This window comes from Niallia sp. FSL K6-0212 (assembly GCF_038007605.1).
GTDB classification, from domain to species: domain Bacteria; phylum Bacillota; class Bacilli; order Bacillales; family Cytobacillaceae; genus Niallia; species Niallia circulans.
Window position 1 is genome coordinate 2,250,742 of record NZ_JBBOXL010000001.1, and the last position, 25,806, is coordinate 2,276,547.

General features: G+C 33.9%; 27 protein-coding genes and 1 pseudogene. 18 read left to right on the forward strand and 10 right to left on the reverse strand.

Features of this window, described 5'->3' with window-relative positions; translation table 11 throughout:
• Window positions 1-56 precede the first annotated feature (56 nt).
• The 3 genes from MHH96_RS10670 (at window position 57) to MHH96_RS10680 (ending at window position 4,423) form a co-directional block, all read left to right on the forward strand.
• On the forward strand, window positions 57-1,952 hold the full coding sequence (locus MHH96_RS10670; protein WP_047942845.1) for a PrkA family serine protein kinase: 1,896 nt from the start codon (window positions 57-59) through the stop codon (window positions 1,950-1,952).
• Window positions 1,953-2,211: 259 nt separating this feature from the next.
• The gene (gene yhbH, locus MHH96_RS10675) at window positions 2,212-3,387 is read left to right on the forward strand and encodes a sporulation protein YhbH (RefSeq protein ID WP_047942843.1); all 1,176 of its coding nucleotides are present in this window, start codon (window positions 2,212-2,214) and stop codon (window positions 3,385-3,387) included.
• Window positions 3,388-4,021: 634 nt separating this feature from the next.
• On the forward strand, window positions 4,022-4,423 hold the full coding sequence (locus MHH96_RS10680; protein ID WP_047942841.1) for a hypothetical protein: 402 nt from the start codon (window positions 4,022-4,024) through the stop codon (window positions 4,421-4,423).
• Between the two features lie 93 nt (window positions 4,424-4,516).
• Here the strand turns inward: MHH96_RS10680 and MHH96_RS10685 are convergent, their stop codons facing one another.
• Window positions 4,517-4,810 (reverse strand): hypothetical protein, encoded by a 294-nt coding sequence (locus MHH96_RS10685; RefSeq protein WP_047942839.1) that lies wholly within the window; start codon window positions 4,808-4,810, stop codon window positions 4,517-4,519.
• A 115-nt stretch (window positions 4,811-4,925) separates the two neighbouring features.
• Here MHH96_RS10685 and MHH96_RS10690 point away from each other — a divergent pair, with 115 nt between their 5' ends.
• From MHH96_RS10690 to MHH96_RS10710, 5 genes are all read left to right on the forward strand, one after another.
• Window positions 4,926-5,414: a CBO0543 family protein gene (locus MHH96_RS10690; RefSeq protein ID WP_047942838.1), complete on the forward strand. Its 489-nt coding sequence runs from the start codon at window positions 4,926-4,928 to the stop codon at window positions 5,412-5,414.
• Between the two features lie 223 nt (window positions 5,415-5,637).
• The gene (locus MHH96_RS10695) at window positions 5,638-5,811 is read left to right on the forward strand and encodes a hypothetical protein (RefSeq protein WP_156485448.1); all 174 of its coding nucleotides are present in this window, start codon (window positions 5,638-5,640) and stop codon (window positions 5,809-5,811) included.
• A 58-nt stretch (window positions 5,812-5,869) separates the two neighbouring features.
• A complete protein-coding gene (locus MHH96_RS10700; RefSeq protein WP_047942837.1) occupies window positions 5,870-6,262 on the forward strand; it encodes a DUF454 family protein in 393 nt (130 codons plus the stop codon).
• A 168-nt stretch (window positions 6,263-6,430) separates the two neighbouring features.
• A complete protein-coding gene (locus MHH96_RS10705; protein ID WP_047942835.1) occupies window positions 6,431-6,946 on the forward strand; it encodes a hypothetical protein in 516 nt (171 codons plus the stop codon).
• A 356-nt stretch (window positions 6,947-7,302) separates the two neighbouring features.
• Window positions 7,303-8,208, forward strand: a complete 906-nt coding sequence (locus MHH96_RS10710) for a phosphotransferase (RefSeq protein WP_341117273.1) — start codon at window positions 7,303-7,305, stop codon at window positions 8,206-8,208.
• Window positions 8,209-8,268: 60 nt separating this feature from the next.
• On the opposite strand, the gene MHH96_RS10715 is transcribed toward MHH96_RS10710, so the two are convergent.
• Window positions 8,269-9,249, reverse strand: coding sequence for an aldo/keto reductase (locus MHH96_RS10715; protein ID WP_144547011.1), 981 nt, complete (start codon window positions 9,247-9,249; stop codon window positions 8,269-8,271).
• Between the two features lie 364 nt (window positions 9,250-9,613).
• Between MHH96_RS10715 and MHH96_RS10720 the strand changes: the two genes are divergently transcribed.
• The 3 genes from MHH96_RS10720 (at window position 9,614) to bglX (ending at window position 14,224) form a co-directional block, all read left to right on the forward strand.
• Window positions 9,614-10,450, forward strand: a complete 837-nt coding sequence (locus MHH96_RS10720) for an AraC family transcriptional regulator (protein WP_047942830.1) — start codon at window positions 9,614-9,616, stop codon at window positions 10,448-10,450.
• 110 nt (window positions 10,451-10,560) lie between these two features.
• Window positions 10,561-11,964, forward strand: a complete 1,404-nt coding sequence (locus MHH96_RS10725) for a sucrose-specific PTS transporter subunit IIBC (RefSeq protein WP_047942829.1) — start codon at window positions 10,561-10,563, stop codon at window positions 11,962-11,964.
• Between the two features lie 16 nt (window positions 11,965-11,980).
• Window positions 11,981-14,224, forward strand: coding sequence for a beta-glucosidase BglX (gene bglX, locus MHH96_RS10730; protein WP_341117275.1), 2,244 nt, complete (start codon window positions 11,981-11,983; stop codon window positions 14,222-14,224).
• Window positions 14,225-14,484: 260 nt separating this feature from the next.
• Here bglX and MHH96_RS10735 read toward each other — a convergent pair whose 3' ends face one another.
• A complete protein-coding gene (locus tag MHH96_RS10735) occupies window positions 14,485-15,063 on the reverse strand; it encodes a CBO0543 family protein (RefSeq protein ID WP_047942827.1) in 579 nt (192 codons plus the stop codon).
• Between the two features lie 584 nt (window positions 15,064-15,647).
• Between MHH96_RS10735 and MHH96_RS10740 the strand changes: the two genes are divergently transcribed.
• Window positions 15,648-16,745 carry an L-dopachrome tautomerase-related protein gene (locus tag MHH96_RS10740; RefSeq protein ID WP_341117278.1) on the forward strand — a complete coding sequence of 366 codons (1,098 nt, stop codon included), beginning with the start codon at window positions 15,648-15,650 and terminating at the stop codon, window positions 16,743-16,745.
• A gap of 147 nt (window positions 16,746-16,892) precedes the next feature.
• Here MHH96_RS10740 and MHH96_RS10745 read toward each other — a convergent pair whose 3' ends face one another.
• From MHH96_RS10745 to MHH96_RS10755, 3 genes and pseudogenes are all read right to left on the reverse strand, one after another.
• Window positions 16,893-17,192 (reverse strand): spore coat protein, encoded by a 300-nt coding sequence (locus tag MHH96_RS10745; RefSeq protein WP_047942823.1) that lies wholly within the window; start codon window positions 17,190-17,192, stop codon window positions 16,893-16,895.
• Between the two features lie 17 nt (window positions 17,193-17,209).
• Window positions 17,210-17,404 (reverse strand): hypothetical protein, encoded by a 195-nt coding sequence (locus tag MHH96_RS10750; protein WP_341117280.1) that lies wholly within the window; start codon window positions 17,402-17,404, stop codon window positions 17,210-17,212.
• A 16-nt stretch (window positions 17,405-17,420) separates the two neighbouring features.
• Window positions 17,421-17,567, reverse strand: a pseudogene (locus MHH96_RS10755) (glutathione-dependent formaldehyde dehydrogenase); the annotation flags it as partial.
• A 517-nt stretch (window positions 17,568-18,084) separates the two neighbouring features.
• On the opposite strand from MHH96_RS10755, the gene MHH96_RS10760 reads away from it, so the two are divergent.
• From MHH96_RS10760 to MHH96_RS10770, 3 genes are all read left to right on the forward strand, one after another.
• A complete protein-coding gene (locus tag MHH96_RS10760; protein WP_176474100.1) occupies window positions 18,085-18,357 on the forward strand; it encodes a hypothetical protein in 273 nt (90 codons plus the stop codon).
• A gap of 197 nt (window positions 18,358-18,554) precedes the next feature.
• Window positions 18,555-19,025: an NUDIX hydrolase gene (locus MHH96_RS10765; RefSeq protein ID WP_328282856.1), complete on the forward strand. Its 471-nt coding sequence runs from the start codon at window positions 18,555-18,557 to the stop codon at window positions 19,023-19,025.
• Window positions 19,026-19,357: 332 nt separating this feature from the next.
• Window positions 19,358-19,828 carry a GNAT family N-acetyltransferase gene (locus MHH96_RS10770; RefSeq protein WP_328282855.1) on the forward strand — a complete coding sequence of 157 codons (471 nt, stop codon included), beginning with the start codon at window positions 19,358-19,360 and terminating at the stop codon, window positions 19,826-19,828.
• Window positions 19,829-20,277: 449 nt separating this feature from the next.
• On the opposite strand, the gene csaA is transcribed toward MHH96_RS10770, so the two are convergent.
• From csaA to MHH96_RS10790, 4 genes are all read right to left on the reverse strand, one after another.
• Window positions 20,278-20,607 (reverse strand): chaperone CsaA, encoded by a 330-nt coding sequence (gene csaA / locus MHH96_RS10775; protein ID WP_047942811.1) that lies wholly within the window; start codon window positions 20,605-20,607, stop codon window positions 20,278-20,280.
• A gap of 1,134 nt (window positions 20,608-21,741) precedes the next feature.
• Complete coding sequence (locus tag MHH96_RS10780; RefSeq protein ID WP_047942809.1) at window positions 21,742-22,269, reverse strand: permease; 528 nt, start codon at window positions 22,267-22,269, stop codon at window positions 21,742-21,744.
• Window positions 22,266-22,748: a hypothetical protein gene (locus MHH96_RS10785; protein WP_047942808.1), complete on the reverse strand. Its 483-nt coding sequence runs from the start codon at window positions 22,746-22,748 to the stop codon at window positions 22,266-22,268. Before MHH96_RS10785 ends, MHH96_RS10780 begins: the two co-directional genes overlap by 4 nt.
• A complete protein-coding gene (locus tag MHH96_RS10790; protein WP_047942807.1) occupies window positions 22,741-23,082 on the reverse strand; it encodes a PadR family transcriptional regulator in 342 nt (113 codons plus the stop codon). The genes MHH96_RS10785 and MHH96_RS10790 overlap by 8 nt, the downstream gene beginning before the upstream one ends.
• Window positions 23,083-23,427: 345 nt before the next feature.
• Between MHH96_RS10790 and MHH96_RS10795 the strand changes: the two genes are divergently transcribed.
• The 3 genes from MHH96_RS10795 to MHH96_RS10805 all read left to right on the forward strand — a co-directional run bounded on the left by MHH96_RS10795 (window position 23,428) and on the right by MHH96_RS10805 (window position 25,780).
• Window positions 23,428-23,925, forward strand: coding sequence for an AAA family ATPase (locus tag MHH96_RS10795; protein WP_047942806.1), 498 nt, complete (start codon window positions 23,428-23,430; stop codon window positions 23,923-23,925).
• Between the two features lie 320 nt (window positions 23,926-24,245).
• Window positions 24,246-24,764: an NUDIX hydrolase gene (locus MHH96_RS10800; protein ID WP_328282854.1), complete on the forward strand. Its 519-nt coding sequence runs from the start codon at window positions 24,246-24,248 to the stop codon at window positions 24,762-24,764.
• Between the two features lie 341 nt (window positions 24,765-25,105).
• Window positions 25,106-25,780, forward strand: a complete 675-nt coding sequence (locus MHH96_RS10805; RefSeq protein WP_047942804.1) for a DUF421 domain-containing protein — start codon at window positions 25,106-25,108, stop codon at window positions 25,778-25,780.
• Window positions 25,781-25,806 lie beyond the last annotated feature (26 nt).

The window sequence follows — 25,806 nt, forward strand, 5'->3', positions numbered from 1 at the left end:
TCGCTGGTGCATAGATTATATTAATCGTCTCTGATAAAGTGACAGGGGAGGTCCATATGAGTATATTAAAGAAAATCGAGATGCATAGACAAGAAGAAGAGTTGTTGAAGTGGGAAGGGACATTTGAAGAATACCTAGAAATATTGAAGGAAAAGCCATGGGTTGGTCAATCCGCGCATTCAAGGGTTTATAACATGATTAAAGATGCAGGTATTGATGAAGTAAATGGAAAAAAACAATATAAATTTTTCTCTGATCAGCTCTTTGGTTTAGAAGAGCCGTTAGAAAGATTAGTAGAGGAATATTTCCATCCAGCTGCTAAGCGTTTAGATGTAAGGAAACGTATTTTATTATTAATGGGTCCAGTCAGTGGTGGAAAATCTACATTGGTAACCATGTTAAAAAGAGGCTTAGAAGCCTATACGTACACGGATCGTGGAGCGGTATATGCGATTAAAGGCTGCCCAATGCATGAAGATCCACTTCATATGATCCCACATAGTCTAAGAAAAGATTTTTATGATGAATATGGAATCCGCATTGAAGGAAACTTATCACCACTTAATATGATGAGACTTCAGGAAGAATATAATGGAAAAATCGAAGATGTAATCGTCGAAAGAGTATTTTTCTCAGAAGATAAGCGAACTGGAATAGGAACCTTTAGTCCATCTGATCCGAAATCCCAAGATATTGCTGACTTAACGGGAAGTATTGATTTCTCGACAATTGCTGAATATGGATCTGAATCAGATCCAAGAGCCTATCGTTTCGATGGCGAGCTGAATAAGGCAAACCGAGGGATGATGGAGTTCCAGGAGATGTTAAAATGCGATGAGAAATTCTTATGGCATTTATTATCCTTAACACAAGAAGGAAACTTTAAAGCGGGAAGGTTTGCTCTCATTTCTGCTGATGAGTTGATTGTCGCCCATACAAATGAAACGGAATATCGCTCCTTTATTTCCAATAAAAAGAATGAAGCACTGCATTCCCGGATTATTGTCATGCCAGTTCCATATAATTTAAAAGCATCAGAAGAGGAAAGAATCTATGAGAAAATGATTCGCGAAAGTGATGTTGCCGATGTTCATATTGCCCCACACACTTTAAAGATAGCCGCTATCTTTACTATTTTAACTAGATTAAAGGAGCCTAAAAAAGGTGATATTGATCTAGTGAAAAAAATGCGTCTATATGATGGCGAAAGTGTAGAAGGCTTTAGTTCGGCTGATTTAAAGGAACTGCAAAATGAATATGGGGATGAAGGAATGAGTGGCATTGACCCGCGTTATGTGATTAACCGGATTTCTTCTACCATTATTCGCAAGGATGTTACAAGCATCAATGCATTAGATGTGCTTTTATCCATAAAAGAAGGCTTGGATCAGCATTCTTCTATTACGAATGAATTAAAAGAAAAGTATTTAAATTGCATTTCCTTAGCACGGAAGGAATATGATGAAATTGCGAAGAAAGAAGTACAAAAGGCATTTGTTTATTCGTATGAAGAGTCAGCTAAAACGTTAATGGATAACTATTTAGATAATGTAGAAGCCTATTGCAATAAAAATAAGCTTCGTGACCCATTAACTGGTGAGCCGATCAATCCAGATGAAAAACTAATGCGTTCGATTGAAGAGCAAATTGGTATCTCCGAAAATGCAAAGAAATCTTTCCGTGAAGAAATCCTGATTCGCATTTCTGCCTATGCAAGAAAAGGAAAACGATTTGATTATAACTCTCATGATCGCTTACGGGAAGCCATCCAGAAGAAGTTATTCGCAGATCTGAAAGATGTTGTAAAAATTACTACATCTACTAAGACACCAGATGAACAGCAATTGAAGAAAGTAAATGAAGTGGTTGCACGTCTTATCGATGAACATGGCTATAATTCCACATCAGCAAACGAGTTGCTGCGTTATGTAGGAAGCTTATTAAATCGTTAATTAAATTGGTCAAGGAGGAACAGGCTAAAAGGCGTCTGTTCCTCTTTTGGCTTAAAGATAGAATAAGTGAATAGATGGAGCATGTCTAAAGCTATTTCTAAAAAAAGTAAAATTATCGAAATTATTAGTAAATTATTTAAGGCAACTGCATATGATAGAGTAATCACTTTATTTAGATAGAGTGATACCCAAATTAGTGTATGCGCAGAGGACTTTATATGTGCACAAAACGTAGAAAAAATTTTTTAGGAGGGGTAAAATGACCGAAAAGCAAAATAAACATCAGTTTGTAATATCCCAAGAAAATTGGTCCCTCCATCGCAAAGGCCACGATGATCAACAGCGACATCAGGAAAAGGTGCAGGAGGCCATTAAAAATAACCTCCCTGATTTAATTACAGAAGAAAACATCGTCATGTCAAATGGGCGAGAAGTAGTGAAAATTCCTATTCGTTCATTAGATGAATACAAGATTCGATATAATTACGATAAAAACAAACATATTGGGCAAGGGAATGGAGACAGTCAAGTTGGCGATGTGGTCGCACGCGATGGTTCTGGAAATCAAAAAGGCCCAGGAAAAGGGCAAGGAGCAGGAGATCAAGCAGGAGAAGATTATTTTGAGGCAGAGGTCTCTTTAATGGAATTAGAAGAAGCTCTATTTAAGCAATTAGAATTGCCGAATTTAAAACGAAAAGAACAAGATCAAATTGTTGTGGAAAATATTGAATTTAATGATATTAGAAAAGTAGGCTTAATGGGTAATATTGATAAGAAAAAAACAATGATCTCAGCATTTAAGCGCAATGCCATGTCTGGGAAACCAGCATTTCATCCCATTTATCCCGAGGATTTAAAATTCAAGACGTGGAACGAAGTGCAAAAACCAGAGTCCAAAGCAGTTGTCCTTGCGATGATGGATACGAGCGGCTCGATGGGCTTGTGGGAAAAGTATATGGCAAGAAGCTTTTTCTTCTGGATGACGAGATTTCTTCGCACCAAATATGAAACAGTAGAAATAGAATTTATTGCCCATCACACGGAGGCAAAAGTTGTGTCGGAAGAAGATTTCTTTTCTAAAGGAGAAAGCGGTGGTACGATTTGTTCCTCTGTTTACCGAAAAGCATTGGAATTGATTAATGATAAGTATGACCCAGGCAGATTTAATATTTATCCCTTCCATTTTTCAGACGGAGACAATTTAACGTCTGATAATGCTCGATGTGTCAAGCTAGTAGAAGAGCTGATGGAAGTATCCAATATGTTTGGCTATGGGGAAGTGAACCAATACAATCGCCACAGTACGCTCATGTCTGCCTACAAAAATATTCAAGATGAAAGATTCCGCTACTACTTACTAAGACAAAAAGCCGATGTGTTTAATGCTATGGCAAGTTTCTTCCGGAAAGAGGAAGAGGGACAGATGTACGCATAAAGAATAGAAGCACAACTCATTAAATGGGTTGTGTTTTTTTTGATCGGACAAGTGTGATGAAATAGGATGTCCGTGTTTTAACAACTTATTTTCTTAAGAGCACACTCTCGTTTGACCCTTATATACAGGGTGAAATATTAGATACTTTTGACAAAGTGGTATTTAAGTAGGTTTAACAAGCCTAAATGATACAAAATTTAATGATGGATACAAGTCTTTACTTTTACAAAAATTAAAACTTAGAGAAACTACTCTCTTTGTACAGCATGACTAGTAAGAAAGAGTAAAAAGGAATATTTTTGCGTTTTCTTATTTAAGCTTGTTTGTATCTTCTTCAACAGTGTTTTCTACTTTTTAATGTTTTTTTTAATGCAGAGACACCGATAAATAGCATCCAAATACTCAAAGGGATAAAGGCTATGACAAAAAGTCTATCGGTAATCATATCCATCATAAATAAAATCAGAATAAAAATTGTTAATATAGTAGCAAGAGAAAATCTATTCATTTTCATCCCCTATTCCTAAGTAGATAGTTTACCGTTTGGTAATTGATATAATACAATACTAGCAAATATTAAAAAAGATTAGATTTTACTCGATATTAAATTAATTCTTGAGAAAGAAGTGGAAAAATGACGAGTCATTATTTTATTGCTACAATGCGAGCTATTCCTGAATTTCATGAAGGGGACAATAATTACTCTTTTCTAAGTGGTGAGGCTTATAAAGAGGTATTACCTTTTACATTACCATACATCTATGAATGGGGGGAAGATGATAGAGAATTAATAATCTTTCTTGATGACTTCATGCAATTAGGGGATGTTGTGGAACACTATATTTATGAAGAAGGAAGAAATGGTATAACGCTCTCTGAAAATTTTCCAGAAGAAGCAAGAACCATTAATCTTTGGAAGAAAACGTATAAGGATCAATATGGTGCATATCAATTGGATCCTAAAAGATGGCGGGAAGATCTTTCAAGCCGAACCATTGCTTCTAAAAGAAGTGTCACTACATTTGTGAAAATATAGCTAAGAAGTAAATTATTCGAATGGCAGAGAAACTTTCCATGCTTCCTCAAATAAACTGTATACGATTAAATATGGTTGCGATTGAGTATCTTATCATTTGCCTTCCTTTTTCTTCCTCTTTTCAAGAAAAGTTAAAATCGTTGTTTTCATAGAAGCATAGGAACCAATGGCTGAATAGCCGTAAAACCAGCCCATAAACAAACCAGCAACAAGACTATGTCTATGACTAATAAAGACAGAGATCAATAATCCCAAAGCTAGGGCGATGGTCGGAACATATTTTTTCGGTATCTTTATCATCATTTTCAGTAATTGTGTCATAATCATCACTACAGGGACTGCGATGACAGCATCCCAGAAGTTTGTTTGTATTGTTGGGAAATCCATTACATCGACCACCTTTACGGTTTAGTATTCCATTTACCTTTGTAACTAATACATAATTCAAAAGTATCGAATAAACCGCTCAAGGAAGCACATATTAATGCTGAGGTGGTATTTAATGGAGAAATATAAAATGGAGAAACGATTTTTAAATGGATTACTTATCGGAAATTTATTGATCCTGCTGCCGATTTTATATAGAAAACCCCCAATTAGAGATTGGATTATTGTGTTTGTGTATAATGCTATTACCAATGGTTTGCTTGATATGCTTTTAACATCTCATAAAGTAATTAGATATCCAGTTCGCTTTCTGCCGACGATATTTAATATACATATATTATTTGATTTCTTAATTTATCCGACATTTACTGTTTTCTATAATCAATTAACGAAGAGAGATAAACCCTTTGCTATTTTCTATAAATTGATTTTTTTTACACTTCCCTTTTTTATTATTGAATTATGGGCTGAAAATAAGACAAAATTAATTGAATGGAATAAGTGGTGGAAATGGTACTATTCTTTTCTAAGCATAATTCTTAAGTCATTAATAACAAGATTCGTTATCGAAATGTTAAGGAAAAAGAACTTTTTGACAAAATGAGCTAATTTGCTTTCTCTAAAGTTTATGTACTTACAAACAAGGGGAAAATATTGGAGACAGACTAAATCTTTCTATCCCATTTTAAAAGAAAACATAGTTATTTCCTTCTTTTTATTGTAAAATGGCGAAGTAGAATAGTGTAACGTAGATTGTTTCATTCAATAATAGTAATTACATACTGTACGTGATTAGGATAGAAGTTAATCCTAAGAAAGGAAAGCAAATGACAAAAATCGTAAATATCATTCTGTTAATTAATGTCATTGGAATTGTTCTTTATGCAGCAGGAGTACTTGATACGGATATCTTCCGTGTGGAGTTTTTATCCTCTGGTGTAATTATGCTTCTGTTTGGTTTAAGAGATGTTGTTAGAGGGGTGAAAAGAAAAAGACGTTAGGAATTTGGCCGTTTATGAAATGGAATGTTGCTTAAAAAGGGTAGGAAGGGAGCAAAAGATGAAGCCTGTTTATCGATGGATCTATATTTTTCTAGGGACAGTTTTTTTGGTTTTAGGAATAATTGGAGCCTTTTTACCTTTGCTGCCAACTACACCTTTTTTATTATTAACATCCTTTTTCTATACACGGGGTTCTGAGCGTATTAATAAATGGTTTCGTTCTACAACGTTCTATCGTGACTATGTGAAAGGATTTCGTAAAGGCGCATTGACGAAAAAGCAGAAAATCAAAATCATTATCACGTGCTATAGCTGCTTAGCTATCAGCGCTATTCTTGTAGATCATTTTTATACTCGAATCATGCTGGGCTGTATTGCGATTGTTCAAGCCATTTCAATGTTTATCATAAAGACGAAAAAAGAGGAACCGGAAGTAATCATAAAAGAATAAGAAAAAAACAGTGGATGACCTTTTTTAAGGAATCCTTTTTTTTTGTTCTTATAGGTTAATAGTTGAAAAAAATACTTGTTTAATAGTAAAATAGGATTCTAGTAATTTCCAATTAATAGCCTCAAGATAATTCCCCAGTCACACTAACATTTCCTATTGGAGGTAAAGATGAATAAAATTTCACAAGCAGAAGCAGTTAAATTAAAAAGTGTCCTTTCTAAGCGAATTCATGAACTAGAAGAGGAAATGGATAGAGTTGCATTTGTACAAGTAGAAGCAGGCAAGCCTATTCCGAAGCAAACACGAACAATCCTTGATGTTGAGCAAGAGCTAGAAGAAGTACGCACTGATTATCGATTGCTTGATAAATTAATGTATAGTGCCAATATCGAAAACGAAATAAGCTTTGAAAATACAAATATCACCATTGTGGAAGCAATTGAACTGGCGACACAGCTCCGCGCAAAAGCCCGAAAATATAAAGAGTTTGCGGCAGCGGAAAAGGAAGAATACGTCTATTCTTATAGTGAAACAGTCCAACTAATGAAGGTAGCCACCTTTGAACCAGAGGATTATCGTTTAAAAAGCTTAGAATGCGAACGAAAAGCAAACCGTTTATCCAATTTAATTAACAGCAAAAACTATCAAATTGAGCTAGAATTTGATGGGGAAAAATATTTTTAATTTTTATAGCATGCTTAACGGGCAGGCAGCAAAATTGCTGCTCCTATCTTGAAAAGGCGCGAAAGGAACTCAAACTTACTTATCCATTTTTGCCTTGAATAGGTGAGACTCCTATTCAAGGATAGAAGGATTTCTCTTTTTGTGTACAAAGGTACGTTTACATGGTGCTGGCTAAACCAATGACCACTAACCCATTACTCGATTACCCTTTACTTTTTACCAATTATTGCAATGGTGGTTGCGGACCATTTAGTCCTCTAATCCTTCTATGACGAAGCCGATCAAAGAATAGATTTTATTCTTTGGTTGGCTTTATTTTTGTTTATCATTAAAATGATTAGAAAGGAGGGAGTCTAATGCCAAATATATGGGAGCCCGAATACACCATAACAAAGGAGCAAGCTTCTCAATTAGTGGAGGAACAGTTTCCAATCAGTGTGTATTCTATTAGAGAAATAGGGGAAGGGTTTGATAATACAATCCTTCTCGTTAACGATTGTTATACTTTTCGCTTCCCAAGAAGAGAAATAGCGGTGAAACTTTTAACAAGTGAATGGGAGCTATTGCGGATTATTGCAGATCAGCTGCCTATCCCCATACCTAAGCCGGTTTATATAGGGTCAGCGAGCAGGGTCTTTCCGCGAATTTTTATAGGATATGAGCATTTACCAGGAAATACTCCAGAAGGTTTAACGAATAAGGAAAGAATTCAGATGGCAAAGCCATTAGCACGCTTCTTGAAAAAATTGCATTCTTTCTCCACCGAGCAATTCAAGCTTGTTCCATACGATGAATTTGATCGACTTCATATTGATAAAAGAAAATCCCGCTTAATCGATTCGATTAAGAAGCTGCGTATGCATGAAGATATACCTTTATTCCATTTAGTAGAAGACTATGCGAAAAAATTAACCCATATAGCAGTCCCAACTGTTCATGTCCTTACACATGGTGATCTCCATATTCGCAATATGCTTATTAATGAAAAAAAGGAACTAACGGGAATTATTGATTGGGGAGATACGCATATTGGTCATCCTGCCGTGGATTTATCGATTGCCTACAGTCTGTGCCCTTCTGAAGGGAGAAAACAATTTTTTACTAACTATGGTGAAGTAGATGATACTACGTTGAAACTCGCTCAGTTTAAAGCAATATTTACGACAGTAACCTTGCTTATCTACAGTATAGATAAAAAAGATTGGGAACTTTATCAAGAGGGGAAAATTAGCTTATCTTTCGCTTTAATGGGAGAAAACTAATTTTTTTCCCTTTTTTAAAATAACCGGACGAACATTAATGGTTACGCCCGGTTAAAAAAATTATTTGAACCCTAGAACTGGATGTGGGACATATGGTTCTTCTAAGCTAGCGATTTCTTCGTGTGACAATTGTAAAGAAAGTGCAGCAACCGCATCTTCTAGATGATGCAGTTTCGTTGCACCAATAATTGGAGCAGTAACAGGCTCTTTTTGTAAAACCCATGCAAGGGCAACTTGGGCACGAGGCACACCGCGTTTTTCTGCTATTGCTTTCACTCGCTCGACTACTTGACGGTCTGCTACTTCTGTTTGGGAGTATAATGTTCTTGCAAAGGCATCCGTTTCTTTACGCGTACTTGTGTCTTCCCAATCTCTAGTTAAGCGGCCGCGTGCCATCGGGCTCCAAGGGATAACTCCAATACCTTCTTCTTTACAGAGGGGCAGCATTTCTCGTTCTTCTTCTCGGTAGAGCAGATTTAAGTAATTTTGCATGGAAACAAAACGAGTCCAGCCATTTTTCTCTGCTACATGATTTGCTTTTAAAAATTGCCATGCAAACATGGAGGATGCACCAATGTAGCGGGCTTTGCCAGCTTTGACAACATCATGTAATGCTTCCATTGTTTCTTCAATAGGTGTTTCATAATCCCATCTATGTATTTGGTAGAGGTCAACATAGTCGGTGCCAAGCCTTTTTAAACTATTATCAATTTCACTCATAATTGCTTTGCGGGAAAGACCAGCTCCATTAGCACCTGGACGCATTCTTCCATGTACCTTTGTAGCAAGAACAACTTCATCACGATTGGCAATATCACGCAATGCCCGTCCTACTATCTCTTCACTTGATCCATCAGAGTAGACGTTAGCAGTATCAAAAAAGTTAATGCCAAGCTCCAATGCTTTTTTGATAAAGGGACGACTATCATTTTCTGTTAATGTCCATGCATGTCCGCCACGATCGGGTTCTCCATAACTCATACAACCAAGACAAAGACGAGAGACTTCTAAACCAGTAGATCCTAATTTAACATAATCCATTTGCTACTCCTCCTTTTGTTTTATTATAAAAGAGTGGCTATTCATTATGCGAGAGAAATGAATTTAGTTTGTAAGGGAATACATTAGTGGAGGAGTTAATAATTTAGAAAAGTGGTTAGTTAAAATTACCATATGGTTCGTAATGAATTGTACTATGGAATAGAAGGATAAAGGTTATAAATGACATATTTTTTTATAAAAAACGGTATGAGCTATACGAACAAAAAATATATTTTATTCCATTTTAAATAAAAAAACTATGAATAAATTTTATTAATGCACTAACTATTTTAAATTCCATCATTTTATTAATCTGCTATAATGTATGGAAAATATTTAATAGGGGCGAAAGGATAAATTACTGATGGGTGAACTATATGAATATATTGAAATAAATCAGAAAAAAACAATAAAATTTTTCTCATTCAAAGCCAAAGATACAGAAAGAATTATCCCTATGCATTGGCATGATAGTCCTGAACTAATTTATTGTGTAGAAGGAAAGCTAAAAGTCTGGTATGAAGGAAAAATTGTTACCCTGGGAAAGGGAGATTTGCTATTAATCAATTCTAATACCCCACATTCTACCCAAAGTATAACTCATAATAATGTATGCATCATTCAGTTTCCTGGAAATTTTCTTGAAGAAGAAAATAAATCGATTCATTTAAGCACTTGCGAAAACAAATATGATGCGCAAGTAATAGACTATACTAGGAAAATAATAACTGAAATTATAGAATACCATGTATCGACGAACGAATATGACTACTTATTGGAACAGAGTAAAATACTTCATCTAAAATATTTGTTGGTAACAAATTTTTCCTCTGGAGCTAATGGGAAATGTGAAGATAATAATCGCAAACAATTAAAATTGAAGCAGCTTGAAATTGTAATAAGGCATCTCAAAAATAACTATAAAGATAATCCTAGCTTAAAAGAAATTGCCAATGCCTGTGGATATTCTGAAGCGTATCTCTCTCGATTATTTCATACAATAACTGGACAGACTTTCATAGATTTTAAAAGAAATCTTTGTTTAGAAAAAGCAATTGAGCTTATGAATACAACAGATAAAACCATTACACAAATTGCCTATGAATCAGGTTTTTCAAATGTAAAATCATTTAGAAACTATTTTCGATCAACCATGAATATTAATCCCAAATACTATAAAAGGTCAAAAAATGACCCTTAATTAGTAAGAAAATGCAACGTAATGTAAACGTATTCCTGTTATCCTTGTTTGTGTGGTTAGCTAAATTACACGTGTTTTTGATAATTAATAAACAGAAATGAGGGGGAGAAATGAGTAATAAAAATTATAAAAATATTGCTCAAGAAGTAATACGTGGTATTGGTGGGACTGACAACATTATTTCGATGGCTCATTGTGCTACTAGGCTAAGATTAATTGTAAAAGATAGGGATATAATTGATGATGAATTGATTGAAAATATTGATTTTGCTAAAGGTTTCTTCTTTACTTCTGGTCAATATCAAATTATTTTTGGAACGGGTACAGTAAATCATGTTTATGATGCGATGTTGCAAGAAGGCGTATCGGGAACAACAAAGTCTGAATTGAAAGAGATTGCTTCAGATAAAGATGATAATATCTTTTTAAGAATGATACGTTTGTTCGGAGATGTATTCGTGCCAATTATACCGGCATTGGTAGCTACTGGGTTATTTATGGGTGTAAGAGGATTGATTTTACAACCTGATATCCTCGCAGTATTTGGTTTAACGCCAGACCATATTTCAGATAATTTTATTAAGTTTACTCAAATATTAACAGATACTGCTTTTGCATTTCTTCCTGTATTAGTTTGTTGGTCTGCTTTCAAAGTATTTGGAGGTTCGCAATTATTAGGAATTCTGTTAGGGCTAATGCTTGTACATCCAAGTCTGCCCACATCATGGGATGTTGCACAAAATGTAGCAGAGCCTTTAAAATTTTTCGGAATTATAAAAGTTGCAGGCTATCAAGGTTCTGTTCTTCCTGCATTTATTGTTGGGGCTTTGGGAGCAAAGGTGGAAGGATTTATTAGAAAAAGAGTGCCGAGTGCTCTTGATTTAATTTTATCTCCGTTCTTCACTTTATTAATCATGATAGTTTTAGCGTTTTTCTTAATTGGCCCTGTTTTTCATGAAGTAGAATTATTATTATTACATGCAGTAACATATGTTTTAGAATTACCATTTGGTATTGGTGGTTTAATTTATGGTGGGATTAATCAAATAATCGTTATAACAGGATTGCACCATCCTCTTAATTTAATTGAAATCCAAATGCTTGCTGATACAGGAAAAAATTTGGTTAACCCGATAAGTACTGCTTCGATCTGTGCTCAAGCAGGAGCAGCATTTGCAGTCGCGGTTAAATCAAAAAATGTGAAAACTAAGGCTATTGCATATCCCTCCACTATGTCTGCATTACTAGGAATTACTGAGCCAGCTATTTTTGGTGTTACATTAAGATACGGGAAGCCTTTTATTATGGGATTAATAGGGGGTGCTGCTGGTGGATTTGTAGCTGGGTTAATGCACTTATCAGCCACAGGAATGTCTATCACAGCTATTCCAGGGACTTTGCTATTTCTGAATAGTCAAATTTTTGGATATTTATTAGTATCCCTAATCGGGTTTGGTGTGGCATTTATTCTTACCTATCTTTTTGGATATAAAGATCACCCAAAAACAAAATAATAAGGAGGGAGTATCGATGCAAAAAAATGAAGTTATGGCTTTAATCGATTCTCTGTCCGTTGAGGAAAAAATCGGTCAACTTGTGCAATTAACTGGAGATTTTTTTACTAATGAAACGGAAGAAACGATAACTGGTCCAATAAAAAAATTAGGATTAAATGAAAATTATAATATTTATCATACAGGATCAATCTTAAATATTACTAATGCTCATGAAATAATTAAAATTCAAGAGAAATATTTAGAAAACTCAGGCCATAAAATCCCTTTGCTTTTTATGGCAGATATTATATATGGATTTAGAACTATCTTTCCCATTCCATTGGCACAAACTTGTAGTTGGAACTTTGATTTAATAGAAGAAGCAGCTTCCATTAGTGCTAAGGAATCCTATGAAGAAGGATTACACGTTACATTTTCTCCTATGGTTGATATTGTAAGAGATCCAAGATGGGGCCGTGTTATGGAATCTCCTGGAGAAGATACGCTTATGGCGGAATTATTTGCAGAAAGAGTAATAAAAGGACTTCAAGGTAATTCCGAGCAAAAAATACCGAAAGATAAAATTGCTGGATGTGTTAAACACTTTGCAGCATATGGAGCTCCTATAGCAGGGCGTGAGTACAATGCAGTAGATATGTCTGAGCATACATTGCGGGAGGTATATTTACCGAGTTACTTATCGGCAGTAAAAGCAAAAGTTAAGCTTGTTATGACGGCATTCAATACTTTAAATGGCGTACCTTCAACCGGTAACGAGTGGTTAAATAAAATGATATTAAGAGATGAATTTAAATTCGCGGGAGTACTTATTTCAGATTATGCAGCTGTTGAGGAATTAATTACTCATGGATATGCTAATGGACCAAAAGAAGCAGCGCAGCTAGCATTAAAAGCAACAGTAGATATTGATATGAAAACATCGGTTTTTGCTAATGAATTAGGTGCAATTGTTAATAACAATGAGCAAATGATGGATTTACTAAATAAAGCAGTTTATAGGATTTTATCCTTGAAAAATGATCTGGGCTTATTCGAAGATCCATATAGAGGATTAAAAGAAAGATCAGCAGAAAACTCTAGTATCTTATGTTCTGAGCATAAAAAGACTGCTTTAATGTTAAGTGAGGAATCGATTGTTTTATTAAAGAATAATGGTGTCTTGCCATTAGAAAAGGGCAAAAAGGCTGCAATTATTGGACCATATCACGATGAAAAATCAACACTTGGTATGTGGGCTATAAAAGGCGATATAAATGACACTATTACACTGAAAGATGGGATAAACGAGATTGTAGGGAATAATAAGAATCCCTTTTGCAGAGGATCACATTTAATAGAGAAGGAAACTGCACACTTACTTGGAAAATTTGAAGATAAAATTCCAAATGAAAGAATAAGTAATGATGAATTAATAGAAGAAGCTGTTAACTTAGCAAAGGACTCTGAAATTGTAATACTAGCATTAGGTGAAAGTATTTTTCAGAGTGGTGAAGGTGGATCACGTACAGAGATTACATTACCTAAACCTCAACAAAAATTATTCGAAGCTATAAAAAAATTAAATAAACAAATAATTACTATCATTTATAGTGGGCGTCCTTTAATTTTAACTGATGTAGAAAAACACTCAGATGCTCTTATACAGGCTTGGTTTCCTGGTATTATGGGAGGTAAGGCCTTAGCGAATATTCTCTATGGGATAAGTAATCCATCAGGAAAGCTGTCGATGTCTTTCCCAAGGAGTGTTGGACAAATACCAATCTATTATAATGAGTTAAACACAGGGAGACCAGATCTGCCAGAAAATGCTTTTTATCGCTTTGCTTCACGATATATTGATGAATCTAATAAACCATTATTCTCTTTTGGCTATGGATTATCTTATACAACTTATCAGTATAACTCTGTCTCACTTAATAAAAAGTTAATAAGGCAAAATAGCCATGATGAATTAATTATAACAGTTGAGGTTGAAAATACTGGGGATTATGACGGTTATGAGATTGTGCAGCTTTACATAAGAGACCAGTTTGGCAGTACTGCTAGACCAGTAAAGGTACTAAAAGACTTCAAAAAGGTATTTATTAGAAAAGGCGAAGTGAAAACAATCTCATTTACAATTACAGAAGAGCAATTGAAAATTTATCGAAGTGATTTAAGCTTTGCTAGCGAGCCAGGCCAATTTGATGTTTATATCGGTTCTAGTAGTGAAGATTTACCTTTAAAAGAAAGCTTTGAATTAATTCAAACAAGCTAAATGAATTTATATAGAAATGCAATGAGTCTAAGGCTGGAATATAATAATGAGAAAGGTGAATTTGAAGTACTCAAATTCACCTTTCCTTATTTATGGTTCTGGAGAGCTTAAAGCGAGGTAATAAAAAAAGTTTATGAAATAATCGACTTAAACAAACGCGGGCATTTCTTTCATATAAAACCATAATTAATAATATATACTTATTAAATGTTTGGAATCAAAAATATAGGAAAAGAACCCATATTTAATAAGTATTTTTCCTATTCTCTATTGGGAGTTGAGTAATTAGGTTTATGTAATATATGAAATAACCAAGTTATAAATTTTGCTATCAGAAGTACTAATACGTAACCCAAAAATAAATGGAAATAATTAATTTCACCATACATTCTAAAAAGACCAATACTTACTAAAATAGGCTTTAAAATAAATGCAAATAAGGCAGCAGTTATTATAGAGTATAGGTAATAATTTTTATGATTATTTAATGTCCATTGATAAATGAGCATGAAAGCCACAGGGACCATGGAGGTGTCCAATGAGATGCTTGGCAGTGCAGGGATAATTTGATAAGGGTAATGCCAATACCCTCTATTTATACCGAAGATATCGATGAATGTAAAAAAAACATGAATGTTATATCCATAAAAACCAATTAGAAATACTTTACTTCGGTCCATTTTGATATAGAGAATAACCAATGGGATTAAAAGAATGACAACTAAAACCCAAAACTGCCATGTAGAAGGGTTAGAGTAGTCTGTCCAATAATTAATTAAAGAATCGGTATTCTCTTTTCTACCGTATAGAATCTTGTCAAATTCACGTAAACGATCCAATAAAATTCCTCCCTAATGTTTGCCAGTTATATAGTTAGAATAACCAAATATATTATGTTTATTAATAATTAAAGAAGGTAATTATTTCATTTTTTGAGTAAGTGTAGCAGTACTTTGGGGGGGAAACATGGAAAGAGCTTTATACAAATGAAAGAATGGGTAAAATTAATAAAATTTTATGATTTGTTGGTTGTTTTGAACCAAGTAGCTGCTGGAATTTAATAGTCGGTGATACAATTAATGTTAAATCAGTATTCGAAAAGGCTTGCGGTTACTTTTGATTTCTTTTGGTACGTTTTTAATACCAAAAGTAAATGGAATTAGGTATTGAGTCAGCTTTGTTTATGGCTTGGATACTATAAAAGGTAAAGATTACATATTAGGTAAAGTTCCAGATAAAAAACTAGTAAGAGTTTCCTAAGAGAAATGTGATTTAATACGTTCGTTCCTCCAATTCAGTTTTTAATTAGTTTGTTTTAATTTGTTTTTCTCGTTTGGTTAAATACACTGTAAGAACCATGCACTAGAAAGAAATTTAATCATATATAAATGGTATCCAGTTTTATTTTGATGAGGAGGATATAATGGAACCACTATTACCTATGGAAAAATATTTCGGTAAGTTAGAACTAGTATATTCATTTTATGGAGCTATGCCTACAGGTGTTAGTGTATCAGAAACCGGTCGTGTTTTCATTTGCTTTCCGAAGTGGGGAGACCTTGTTAAATTTACTGTAGCTGAAATTGTTGGGGGGAAATTGCAGCCTTATCCTAGTTATGAAACTAATTTGTTTAACCCTGCGAATAACAAAGTGTCTTTTATCAGTGTCCAAAGTGTAGTCGCGGATGGTAGAGGAACGCTTTGGGTATTAGATACAGCGGCACCAAATTTTTCTGAACCTATTAAAGGTGAAGCAAAATTAGTCGCTGTTGATTTAGAAACCAATACAATAAGAAAAGTATATAATTTTACAGAAGATGTTGTCTTGCCTACAACATATCTGAATGATGTCCGTTTTGATTTTCGTGTTGGAAAAGCAGGTTATGCCTATATAACGGATTCTTCTTCAAGAGGACCAGGAGCTATTATTGTTGTAGATTTATTAAGTGGGAACGCGTTTAGACGGTTAAATGGTGCAAAATCAACTTCGCCTGATCCTTACTTTTTACCGAAAGTAGAAGGCGAAATTTTGATGAATAGAAACAAAGATGGTTCAACTTCTCCGTTTAGATTGGCATCTGATAGTCTTGCGATATCTCCCGATGGAAAGAGGTTATTTTTTGCGCCATTAACCAGTCGTCATTTGTTTTCGATTTCAACAGAAGCCTTGAGAGACAGAAATATACCAGACATGGCTTTACGTTATCATCTGGAGTATTGGGGAGAAAAAGGTGCATCTGATGGAATGATCACTGATGCAAAGGGAAATGTTTATGCGGGGGATTATGAAAACAACAGTATCCGTAAAATATTGCCAAATGGCATAATGGAAACTATTGCCCATGATCCTAGAATTCTGTGGCCGGATACTTTTTCAATTGGTCCGGATCAATATTTGTATGTCATTGTGAACCAATTACATCGGCAGCCTAGATTTCATTATGGAAAAGACTTACGACAGAAACCTTATAGTTTACTTCGTCTCAAAGTTGATGAAAATCCTGCTCCGACCTTTTCATAATAAAATAGTTAATTAATTATTTTCATTAATATAGTGTAAAACAAACATAAGTAAGCCAGAAGTATTAACTTACTTCCGGCGTAAAAAACTTAAAATATTTTTAGGAACAGTTTATTTGGTAAATTATAAACTGTACCTAAGAATTTTTTATAATGTCGGTAAATTCAATGCTGTTTGGATATTATTTAAATCTAAACTAATTTGTTCGTTTGTATCCCAAGCATGATACCATCCTTTTTCTACCATATAAGCGGATATCTGTTCATGGATATCAAGAGCTTCCACTAAATGGCGAGTGAGCATTTCTTTAATTTCTGGTGTACCTGCCTCTGTAACTGCCATGGCATAATTTCTAACTCCACTTTTAGCTGAAATTAATAAATCCATTGTAACTACTTGGTCGGATAGTGCGTTCATGCCAGTTAAATTTTCAATGATTGGATTCATGTATATTCATCTCCTAATTACTGCTTAGCGTTCGAAAGGATTGAAGCATATTCTTGTAATTGTCTCGTAGACATATCAATGTCTAACTGCATAATATCTTTTAATTGCGGATCTGTAACTAACGCTCTCATCGTTTTTGATTTAGTCAAACAAGTGGTCTTAAATGTAGATATCTCATGGACTTCAAGAACTTCATGTAAAGCATAGTTCATTTTTTTATCTCCTTCCTTAAGGTTTCAACAAGACCTTAATACAATTATCCAGTTTCGCGTCAAAAATTTCATATCCATGTTTTGCTTCACTAAGTGGAAGTACATGACTCACGACATCTCCTGGGTCAATTTTTCCCGTCGAAACTAATTCAAACATATATGGATTCGGCTCAAATAACTGTTGATTTGGATATATTAATTGGTAAAAATACAATTTAGGAAAAAGACGATTAGGATGGCCTTGTGAGGGGTCAGCCCTAATAGTCTTTTCTGCAATTATTGGCTGCTTTTCAAAATAAAAAGGAAGTCTTTTTATTTTAGGGCTAACGGGCAGGTTGAACCATCTAACTTTATATTTTATACAATTTATAGTCTGATAAACATTAACATAGGTTCCTTATAACAGACAACGAAGCAGTAAGATTTTACCGAAAAAATGGATTTAAAATAACAAGTTTAGGTAAAAAAATTTCTCGGTGTAGAGCGGCTCTTATGTTACTATAGCAACACTTTGTAATATGGAGGTATCGCATTTTCTTATTGCACTAAAGGAGGTTAGTATGAGAAGGAATTAACAGTATAGAGTTAATGCATTAAAACTCAGGTATTGCTATGGTAATATAAATTTGATGGGGATAAGGAGTGTTCTAATTATTATTTAGAAAGGTGGAAGGATTCAAATGAACGAATATATGAATATGATAGAGACTGCATTGAAAGACAGTAATCCATTGAAACTTATTTTAAAAGGATGGATGGAAGAGGGGGCTGGTGTTGTCGCTGTAGTTTATGCAACTACAGATTCTAACAAAGCTAGAAGTTTTATCGAGGAAATAATTTCTGTAGTCAACGATGACAACTACTATATGGTTTACAGTGTCCCTTTTGATGTGGATTTAACCCAAATTGGGCATTACCCTTCAATAGCAATATCTAAAGAAGACTTTAAATAATTTGTTTTACATATCAGTTCCTATTTGCCTTATTATAAAAAATCCTAATGAATTTAATATTAAATCTTATTAGAAATGGAAGTTAAAAATCATCCTTAAATAAAAGGTTAGTGGAAGACGGAAAAATATAACTTGAAATACCATTTTCTTCTATTTGGTATATAATTAACTTGTATTTTTTATATAGGAGGAAATTTATGACTACATCCAGTGACTACATTCGCTATATTCGTGGAAAAGTGGGACAAGATTTAATATTTCTTAATTTTGCTGGAGGTATTGTTTATAACGAACGAAATGAGATTCTTTTACAAAAAAGGGGAGATGGAAATGAGTGGGGTTTTCCAGGCGGTGCTATGGAACTAGGAGAATCTCTTGAAGAAACAACAAAACGAGAAATTCTTGAGGAGACAGGATTAAATGTTAAGGTTGAACATCTTATTGGTGTCTACTCTAAATATTTTTGTGAGTTTCCGAACGGAGATAAAGCTCAGACTATTACTCACTTTTTTCAATGTAAGCCAATTGATGGGGAACTTACTGCAGATGGTATTGAGACATTGGATTTGAAGTACTTTCCAATAAATAAAATACCGAAATTATTCACTAAACAACACGAAGATGCCTTAGAAGATTGGGTTTTCAAAAGAAAAGGTGTATATAAATAAGTTCAACTACAAAATAATTATACATAATCAATAACCGAGGCTTTCTTTAAAGAAAAGAGTGGCCTATTCTATGTGCTAAAGTGGAAAATGGCTGTGGAAAATTTGATAAACCTACAAAATGGTATGCAGATTTATAATTCCATACATCCTGTAGTTGCTATTTTCGTCTATTGAATTAACTGGAGTTTATGCAATATTTTAATTACAGATTAGCGATATTCTTGTGTCGCTAAAGGGGAGGTTAGTTGAACAGAAGTGAATAAAAGATGTGCTAAAATTGGTAATTAGTATAGGAGTGGGTAAATATAACATACAAGGTAGGGGGATTAAAAATGGAGATTCGTTCAGTAAACAGTTTAGATTACTATGAAATCTCGCCATTACTAAATCAATGGTGGGGTGGAAGACAAATGGCTGATAAGTTACCAAAGCTCTTTTTTGATCATTTTACAGATACAAGTTTTATTGCTGAAAAAGATGGAAAAATAGTAGGGTTTCTAATTGGGTTTTTATCACAATCAAATTCTGAAGAGGCGTATATTCATTTCGTTGGAGTACATCCAAAATATAGAAAACACAGTGTAGGAAAAACACTCTATAACAAATTTTTTTATGTGGTTAAACAAAAAGGTGCTAGTATAATCCGTTGTGTAACTTCACCTATTAATAAAGTTTCAATTTCCTTTCATACTAATATGGGTTTTGATATTGAACAAGGAGATGCAGTCGTAGATGGAGTTCCCGTGTATAAGGACTATGACGGACCAAATCAAGATAGGGTTTTATTTAAAAAGAATTTATAATAAATTTGGAACCTCATTGAACTATTGGGAATTAATCCATGAAGGATTAATTCCCTTTTTTGGCTATGGTACGAACGGGGCAGGTTAGTATAAGTGTAAAACTCCACAAAATTAAGAAATTAGCCATATTCTAAAATGAAAAATGGCTTAAATAATTAAAATTAATGAGCTATCTAATCATTCACTTAGCAATATGGTGGCAGCGTTCCTGTAATAAATACCCTGCTTCGGTATTTCGACTCTACCAAAAGTTGTCTTTAATACATACCATAGGTACCCCCCTTTTGATATATTCAAGTATTCTTATCTAAACAGTTTTCTTCTTACAATTATTCAATAAAATGAATGTTCCTTTGTAATCTGTTATGTAGAAAAAGCCTGATTACCCATTTATTAATCAAATTTGACAGGCTCTTCCTTCAATACCAGAAAGGGCAGTATATTTATTCTTAAGCGATTGGGGTACCATTTTTAACAGGTTGGTCTGGTTTTAAAAGCACTACGTCATCTCTCCCTTGTATACCACCAATTACTAATACCTCAGATTTAAAACCTGCAATTCGCCTTGGAGGAAAATTTACTATCGCTACCACTTGACTACCAATAAGTTGTTCTGCCTTGTATCTGCGTGTTATTTGAGCTGAAGACTGTCTAACACCAATATTACCAAAATCAATTTCTAATTTTATTGCGGGTTTTCGTGTTTCTGGAAATGGCTCTGCCTTAATCACAGTGCCAACACGGATATCTAATTGTAAAAAATCCTCGATATTTGCCATTAATACACCTCATATAATCTTTAATATCTTGTAAACCTTCAATATTGCCTATGAATTGGATAGAATATCGAACAGGTACCGATCCTTGAGGTGAGAGAAAGTCTTTTTGGGTCATACCAATCTCTAGGTGCCTTAAGTTTTAAGTTTGATTTAGATCTGCATGTTGGTCATAACTGTAATGTGTAGTTTCTTCATTAGAATGGTTTTCAAACAATATCATCCGCATCCTCAAGTGAAATAGGTTGCTTTATCAATACGCCTTCCATCTGAATTATGCTTAATCATAAAAAAGATTTATATTCTTATTGTAAACTATTATAATATATTAAAAACTTAACTTACTTTGAGGCAAAGTTATACACTTATTATTCTAGTTTAAGTATAAAAAAGAATAATGTTTATGTTTTTATCTGATAATGATTCAGCATAATGAAAACAAGGGCATGCTTTGCAAATCGATTTTCAAGATACCCAGTGACTACATATAATTGCCTTCCACCGGGAGATTGATCAAGAGGCTTACAGGCATTTTGGGTGAAGTGTATGTGACGTTAAATTAAATGCCCACTTAAATGAGTTTCTATAATTCGTTGGAGTTTTATTGGCATTGCTTTTAAAAAGACTAACAGACTAGGTATGTTAAAATCTAATTTGGTATGCGATTTTACAAACCGATAATGTTGATGTTACCAAGCAATCTATTGCTTTCTCAATTATTTTATTGTGAATATGCTTCTGTGTGCTCTATCCCGTAATTTTTTGCAGCAGATTGCTTATATAGTTTGGAGATACATTCTACAGAAAAGATTTTGCACCGTGGGCAGTCCTATTTGTTGTACTAATTATCTGTTGAAATATTCAGTTAACAACAGGGCATCTATTTTTACCAACAAATCCATACTTGCTGTTTTTCGAGTTATAAAATCTATTGGTGTAATCGAGCGCACATCAATATACTAAACGATCAAATCCTGACTAGATATTATTTATTGGCGAATGGTATTCTCGCTGAATACTTTCCATAATATTTTATCGTGAAAAAGTCGGGGTTCCTAACAGAATGTTATCAATTTAATGACTACAGCTACTAAAGAATTTGGAATTGTAGGGTTTAAAATACTAAATGCTTTAAATCTATTTTCCGATAGTTGTATCATACTTTAGCAACTTTTGTTGGCTATACATTTTTTCAAAAAGAATTCCTGTTAAATAATAAAACACGAGCCCGAAACAAATATGAATAAGTGTGAATTTAGGGCCAAATGAAGTAAATTCATACACTAGAACTGGCAATTTCACTGTTGACCAAGCCCCTAAAAAAAACACTATATAACGGACGCTAGCTCCTTTTCTCAATAAAAGTACTGCGATTGGAAAGGCTATATAAAGAGGTCCAGCAGCTACTGTTGCTAATAATAAGGTGAAGAGGACACCAATTATACCTGATTTTTCCCCCATATATCTAATGAGTGTTTCTTTCTTTACCCATTGGTCCAATAATCCCACTAATATAAATACTGGAGGGAGTAGAATTAACATATCCAAAATATTTTTACCAGTTAACTGAACTGTTTTTGCAGCAATCGTTTGATTCATAAATGCTATAAGCAGAAGGCCTAATAATAAAATGAGAAAGAACCGATATCTTTTTAACTTTTTCATGTCATCACCACCCAAATAATTAATGCAAATAGAAGGGACATTACTATGGCAGAAATATTTCGGGCATAAGCAAAACTTTGACCAAAAGTTTTTTGTTCCATAAATAAACTTGCCAGTCCTACAGACATTAATGTCGACATTAATACAGCAACTTGTGGAAGAGCAGCGCCATTTTGAACTAATGTATGTCCAAGAGGAAAAACGATAAAGCTAGGGACTATAGCAATTGATCCAATGATTGTTGAATAAAGGATACCAAGTAAACCGGAATTTTCCCCAATAATGGAAGAAATAAGGGACGGTGTTAATAAAGATAGTGCCAGTCCAACGAAGAGCATAATGGCTAATAAATCCGGTAAAACATTGCGAAACATTTTCCATGAGCTTAATAAGGCTGCCTTTGTTTTATATTTGTCTTTTATAAAAGACAGGATCAGATAGATAGCAGCTATCGTATATAAAACAATTCCATTAACCATTATTTTCACAATTCCATTTTTTGTATTTTTCCAGGAAAAATGATAAATTTTTAATTTTTTCTTGAATATCAATTTGAAATTCTTCTAATTTTCTTTTTCCAAGTGTAGTGATTTTATACATCCTTACCGGTTTATCTTGATCAGAAACATCTAGATAAGATTCAATGGCACCTTCTTCCTCTAATTTTTTTAGTGTGCGATATAGTATGGCGCTATCAATTGGATTGATGGGAAGCTCTTCCTTACATTTTTGCAACAGTTTTCCCCCATAGTTATCTCCCTCCAATAAAAACAGCAAAAGAAATGCACCAGTATGTCTTCCTGTATGTTTCATAATAGATAGAACCCCCTAATTTTAATGTAATGTACTTTTTATCAATATATTACTGTTGTTAACAGTATAGTGTTATTATCAGTTATGTGTCAATCTTTTTATAATGAAAATTAAATGTGAGGCTTATATTTTAACTAGACTTATATTTAGGAACGGAAGGTGCTACGACATCTCTTTTTATTGAATTAAAGAGTGGGTTTGCTAAAAAAGGAAAATAAACGAAATCGGTAGAATAAGTATACTGGATATAAATCTTAACGTTTAAATATTAATAAGAGGATAATAACTATGGGGAACTCATGAAGTAAAAAGTTTAAACTAAAATAATTGAGAGGGTTGAAAAAAATGAAAAAATTGGGGACACTATACTTTTTCTGTGGAAAAATGGGAGCTGGAAAATCAACTAAATCAAAGCAATTGGCGATAGACAAACATGCGGTACTGTTGTCTGAGGATGAATGGCTTTCATCTCTTTATCCCAATCAAATTGCATCATTTGAGGACTATCTAAAATTCTCAGCGCAGCTCAAGCCATTGGTGAAAAAGCATGTCCAAAACATATTAAGTGTTGGTACAGATGTAGTGATGGATTTTCCAGCTAACACTCAAAAACTGCGAAAGTGGTTTTTGGATATGGCGTCAGAGGTCAATGCAAACCATCAACTAATTTTCCTTAATCTAAATAACGAGCAATGCTTACGTCAAATCGCACAAAGGCGTAATGAACAACCAGAAAGATCAGCTTTTGACACGGAAGCGGTGTTTATTCATGTTACTAAATTTTTTGAAGCACCAGAGGCATCTGAGAGTTTAAATATTTTAGAATATAGCGGAAAAGAATAACAAGGAGTTCAATGATTCGTGTGTGTAGAGTGCCTTTTTTTGGGGAGGTGCTCTATTTGATATAAAATGATATGTGGGTAAGAATAGTTTCTCTGGATGACCTTATAATACGAACGGGTGCTTTAGCTCAATAAGGAGATGGACAGTTTTTTTTTGCGGACTTTCAACTCTAAGTAAAAAATATTACTAATCGTCGTTATGGAAAAGTTACTCAACTTTTATCCGATTCTTTAAATATCTATTGTGAAATTCATGATGATAATCTGATTATATAGTATACTGGGAACCTTATTACAATAATATACATAAGGAGTTTTGCAATGGAAAAGTGGGATTTATTTGATAAACATCGTTATAAAATAGAGAAACAAATAACTCGTGGAGATGAAATGAAACCAGAAGAGTTTCATTTAGTAGTACACATATGTATATTTAATTCAAAAGGTGAAATGCTCATTCAGCAGCGTCAATCCTTTAAGCAAGGATGGCCGAACCTTTGGGATATCACTTGTGGTGGTAGTGCGGTTGCAGGCGAAACAAGTCAGCAGGCTGCTTCAAGAGAGCTATTCGAGGAGTTGGGGATTCATTATAACTTTGAAAAGATTCGTCCACAATTTACTATTAACTTTGAACGTGGCTTTGATGATTTTTATTTAATTGAATATGACTTTGATTTGAATGAATTGACATTACAGATTGAAGAGGTACAAGCAGCCAAATGGGCTTCTAAAGAGGAAATCTTGGAGCTAATCGAACTGAAAAAATTTATACCTTATTATGAGAGTATCATTGCTTTTCTTTTTGAGGGGCGAAATCATTATGGCTCTGTTCGTCTTTAAATGAAACGTGCAAAGTATAAAACATATAAAGATCTGGTGAGAACACAAAAAGATGATGTGAAGTATGGTCCTTAAAGTAATGGGGGCATTAGTATAAGATCGTTTGGCTGCTTTGGCAGCCTATTGTTGTTGTACGAACGGGCAGGATTGTTTAAGTACATTTATTTACCACACTTTCTTTTCCGAACACGCTCCTAATTTTGCATTTTAAAGCCGTTGTATGATATTCGTACTAATCGGATATAACATAATATGTACGATGTAGAATTAGGATTGTGCAAAAGTGTGAGAGATGGAAAATGACGATTTGAAAATTACGGCTTAATTAGGGGGAAATACTAATGTACAAAGACATAACAGTTGAATTGATTATTGGTTTCTTAACTTTATTAATAGTCCTTAAATTACTTGGGAAGATTCAATTTTCACAAATAACTCCTTTTGATTTTATCACGGCCATGGTAATGGGAAACCTAGTAGGGGACGCAATTTTTGAAAGAAGAACAGGAATTTTGGAGATAGTATTTAGCATTGTTATATGGGGGTTACTAATTTATCTAGTAGAGTTTTTAACGCAAAAATCTCTAAAATTCCGGAGTTTTTTTGAAGGTAATCCCACGATCTTAATTGAAAAAGGAGAGATTATTTATAAGCAGCTAAAAAAAAATAATATGGATCTAAACCAATTACAGCAGCTTATGAGACAGCAGGGATATTTTTCTATCTATGAAGCAGAATATGTAATTTTGGAAAGAGACGGGAAAATAAGTGTTGCACCAAAACATGCATTTAGTGTTCCAACAGCGCAGGATTTAGCCATACCTCCTAAACAAGTAGAGATATCCTTTGCAATTATTATGGATGGGAAATTACAATCTCAAAATCTTCAATTGGCTGGGTTAACAGAAGAGTGGTTACATAGACAATTAAAGCAAGAAAAAATTAAAAAGTATAAGGAAGTGTTTTATGCAGAATGGCAAAAAGACCGAGGGCTGCTGATTACTAAATATACATAATCACCCCTTTATTTTAAAGGGACTTT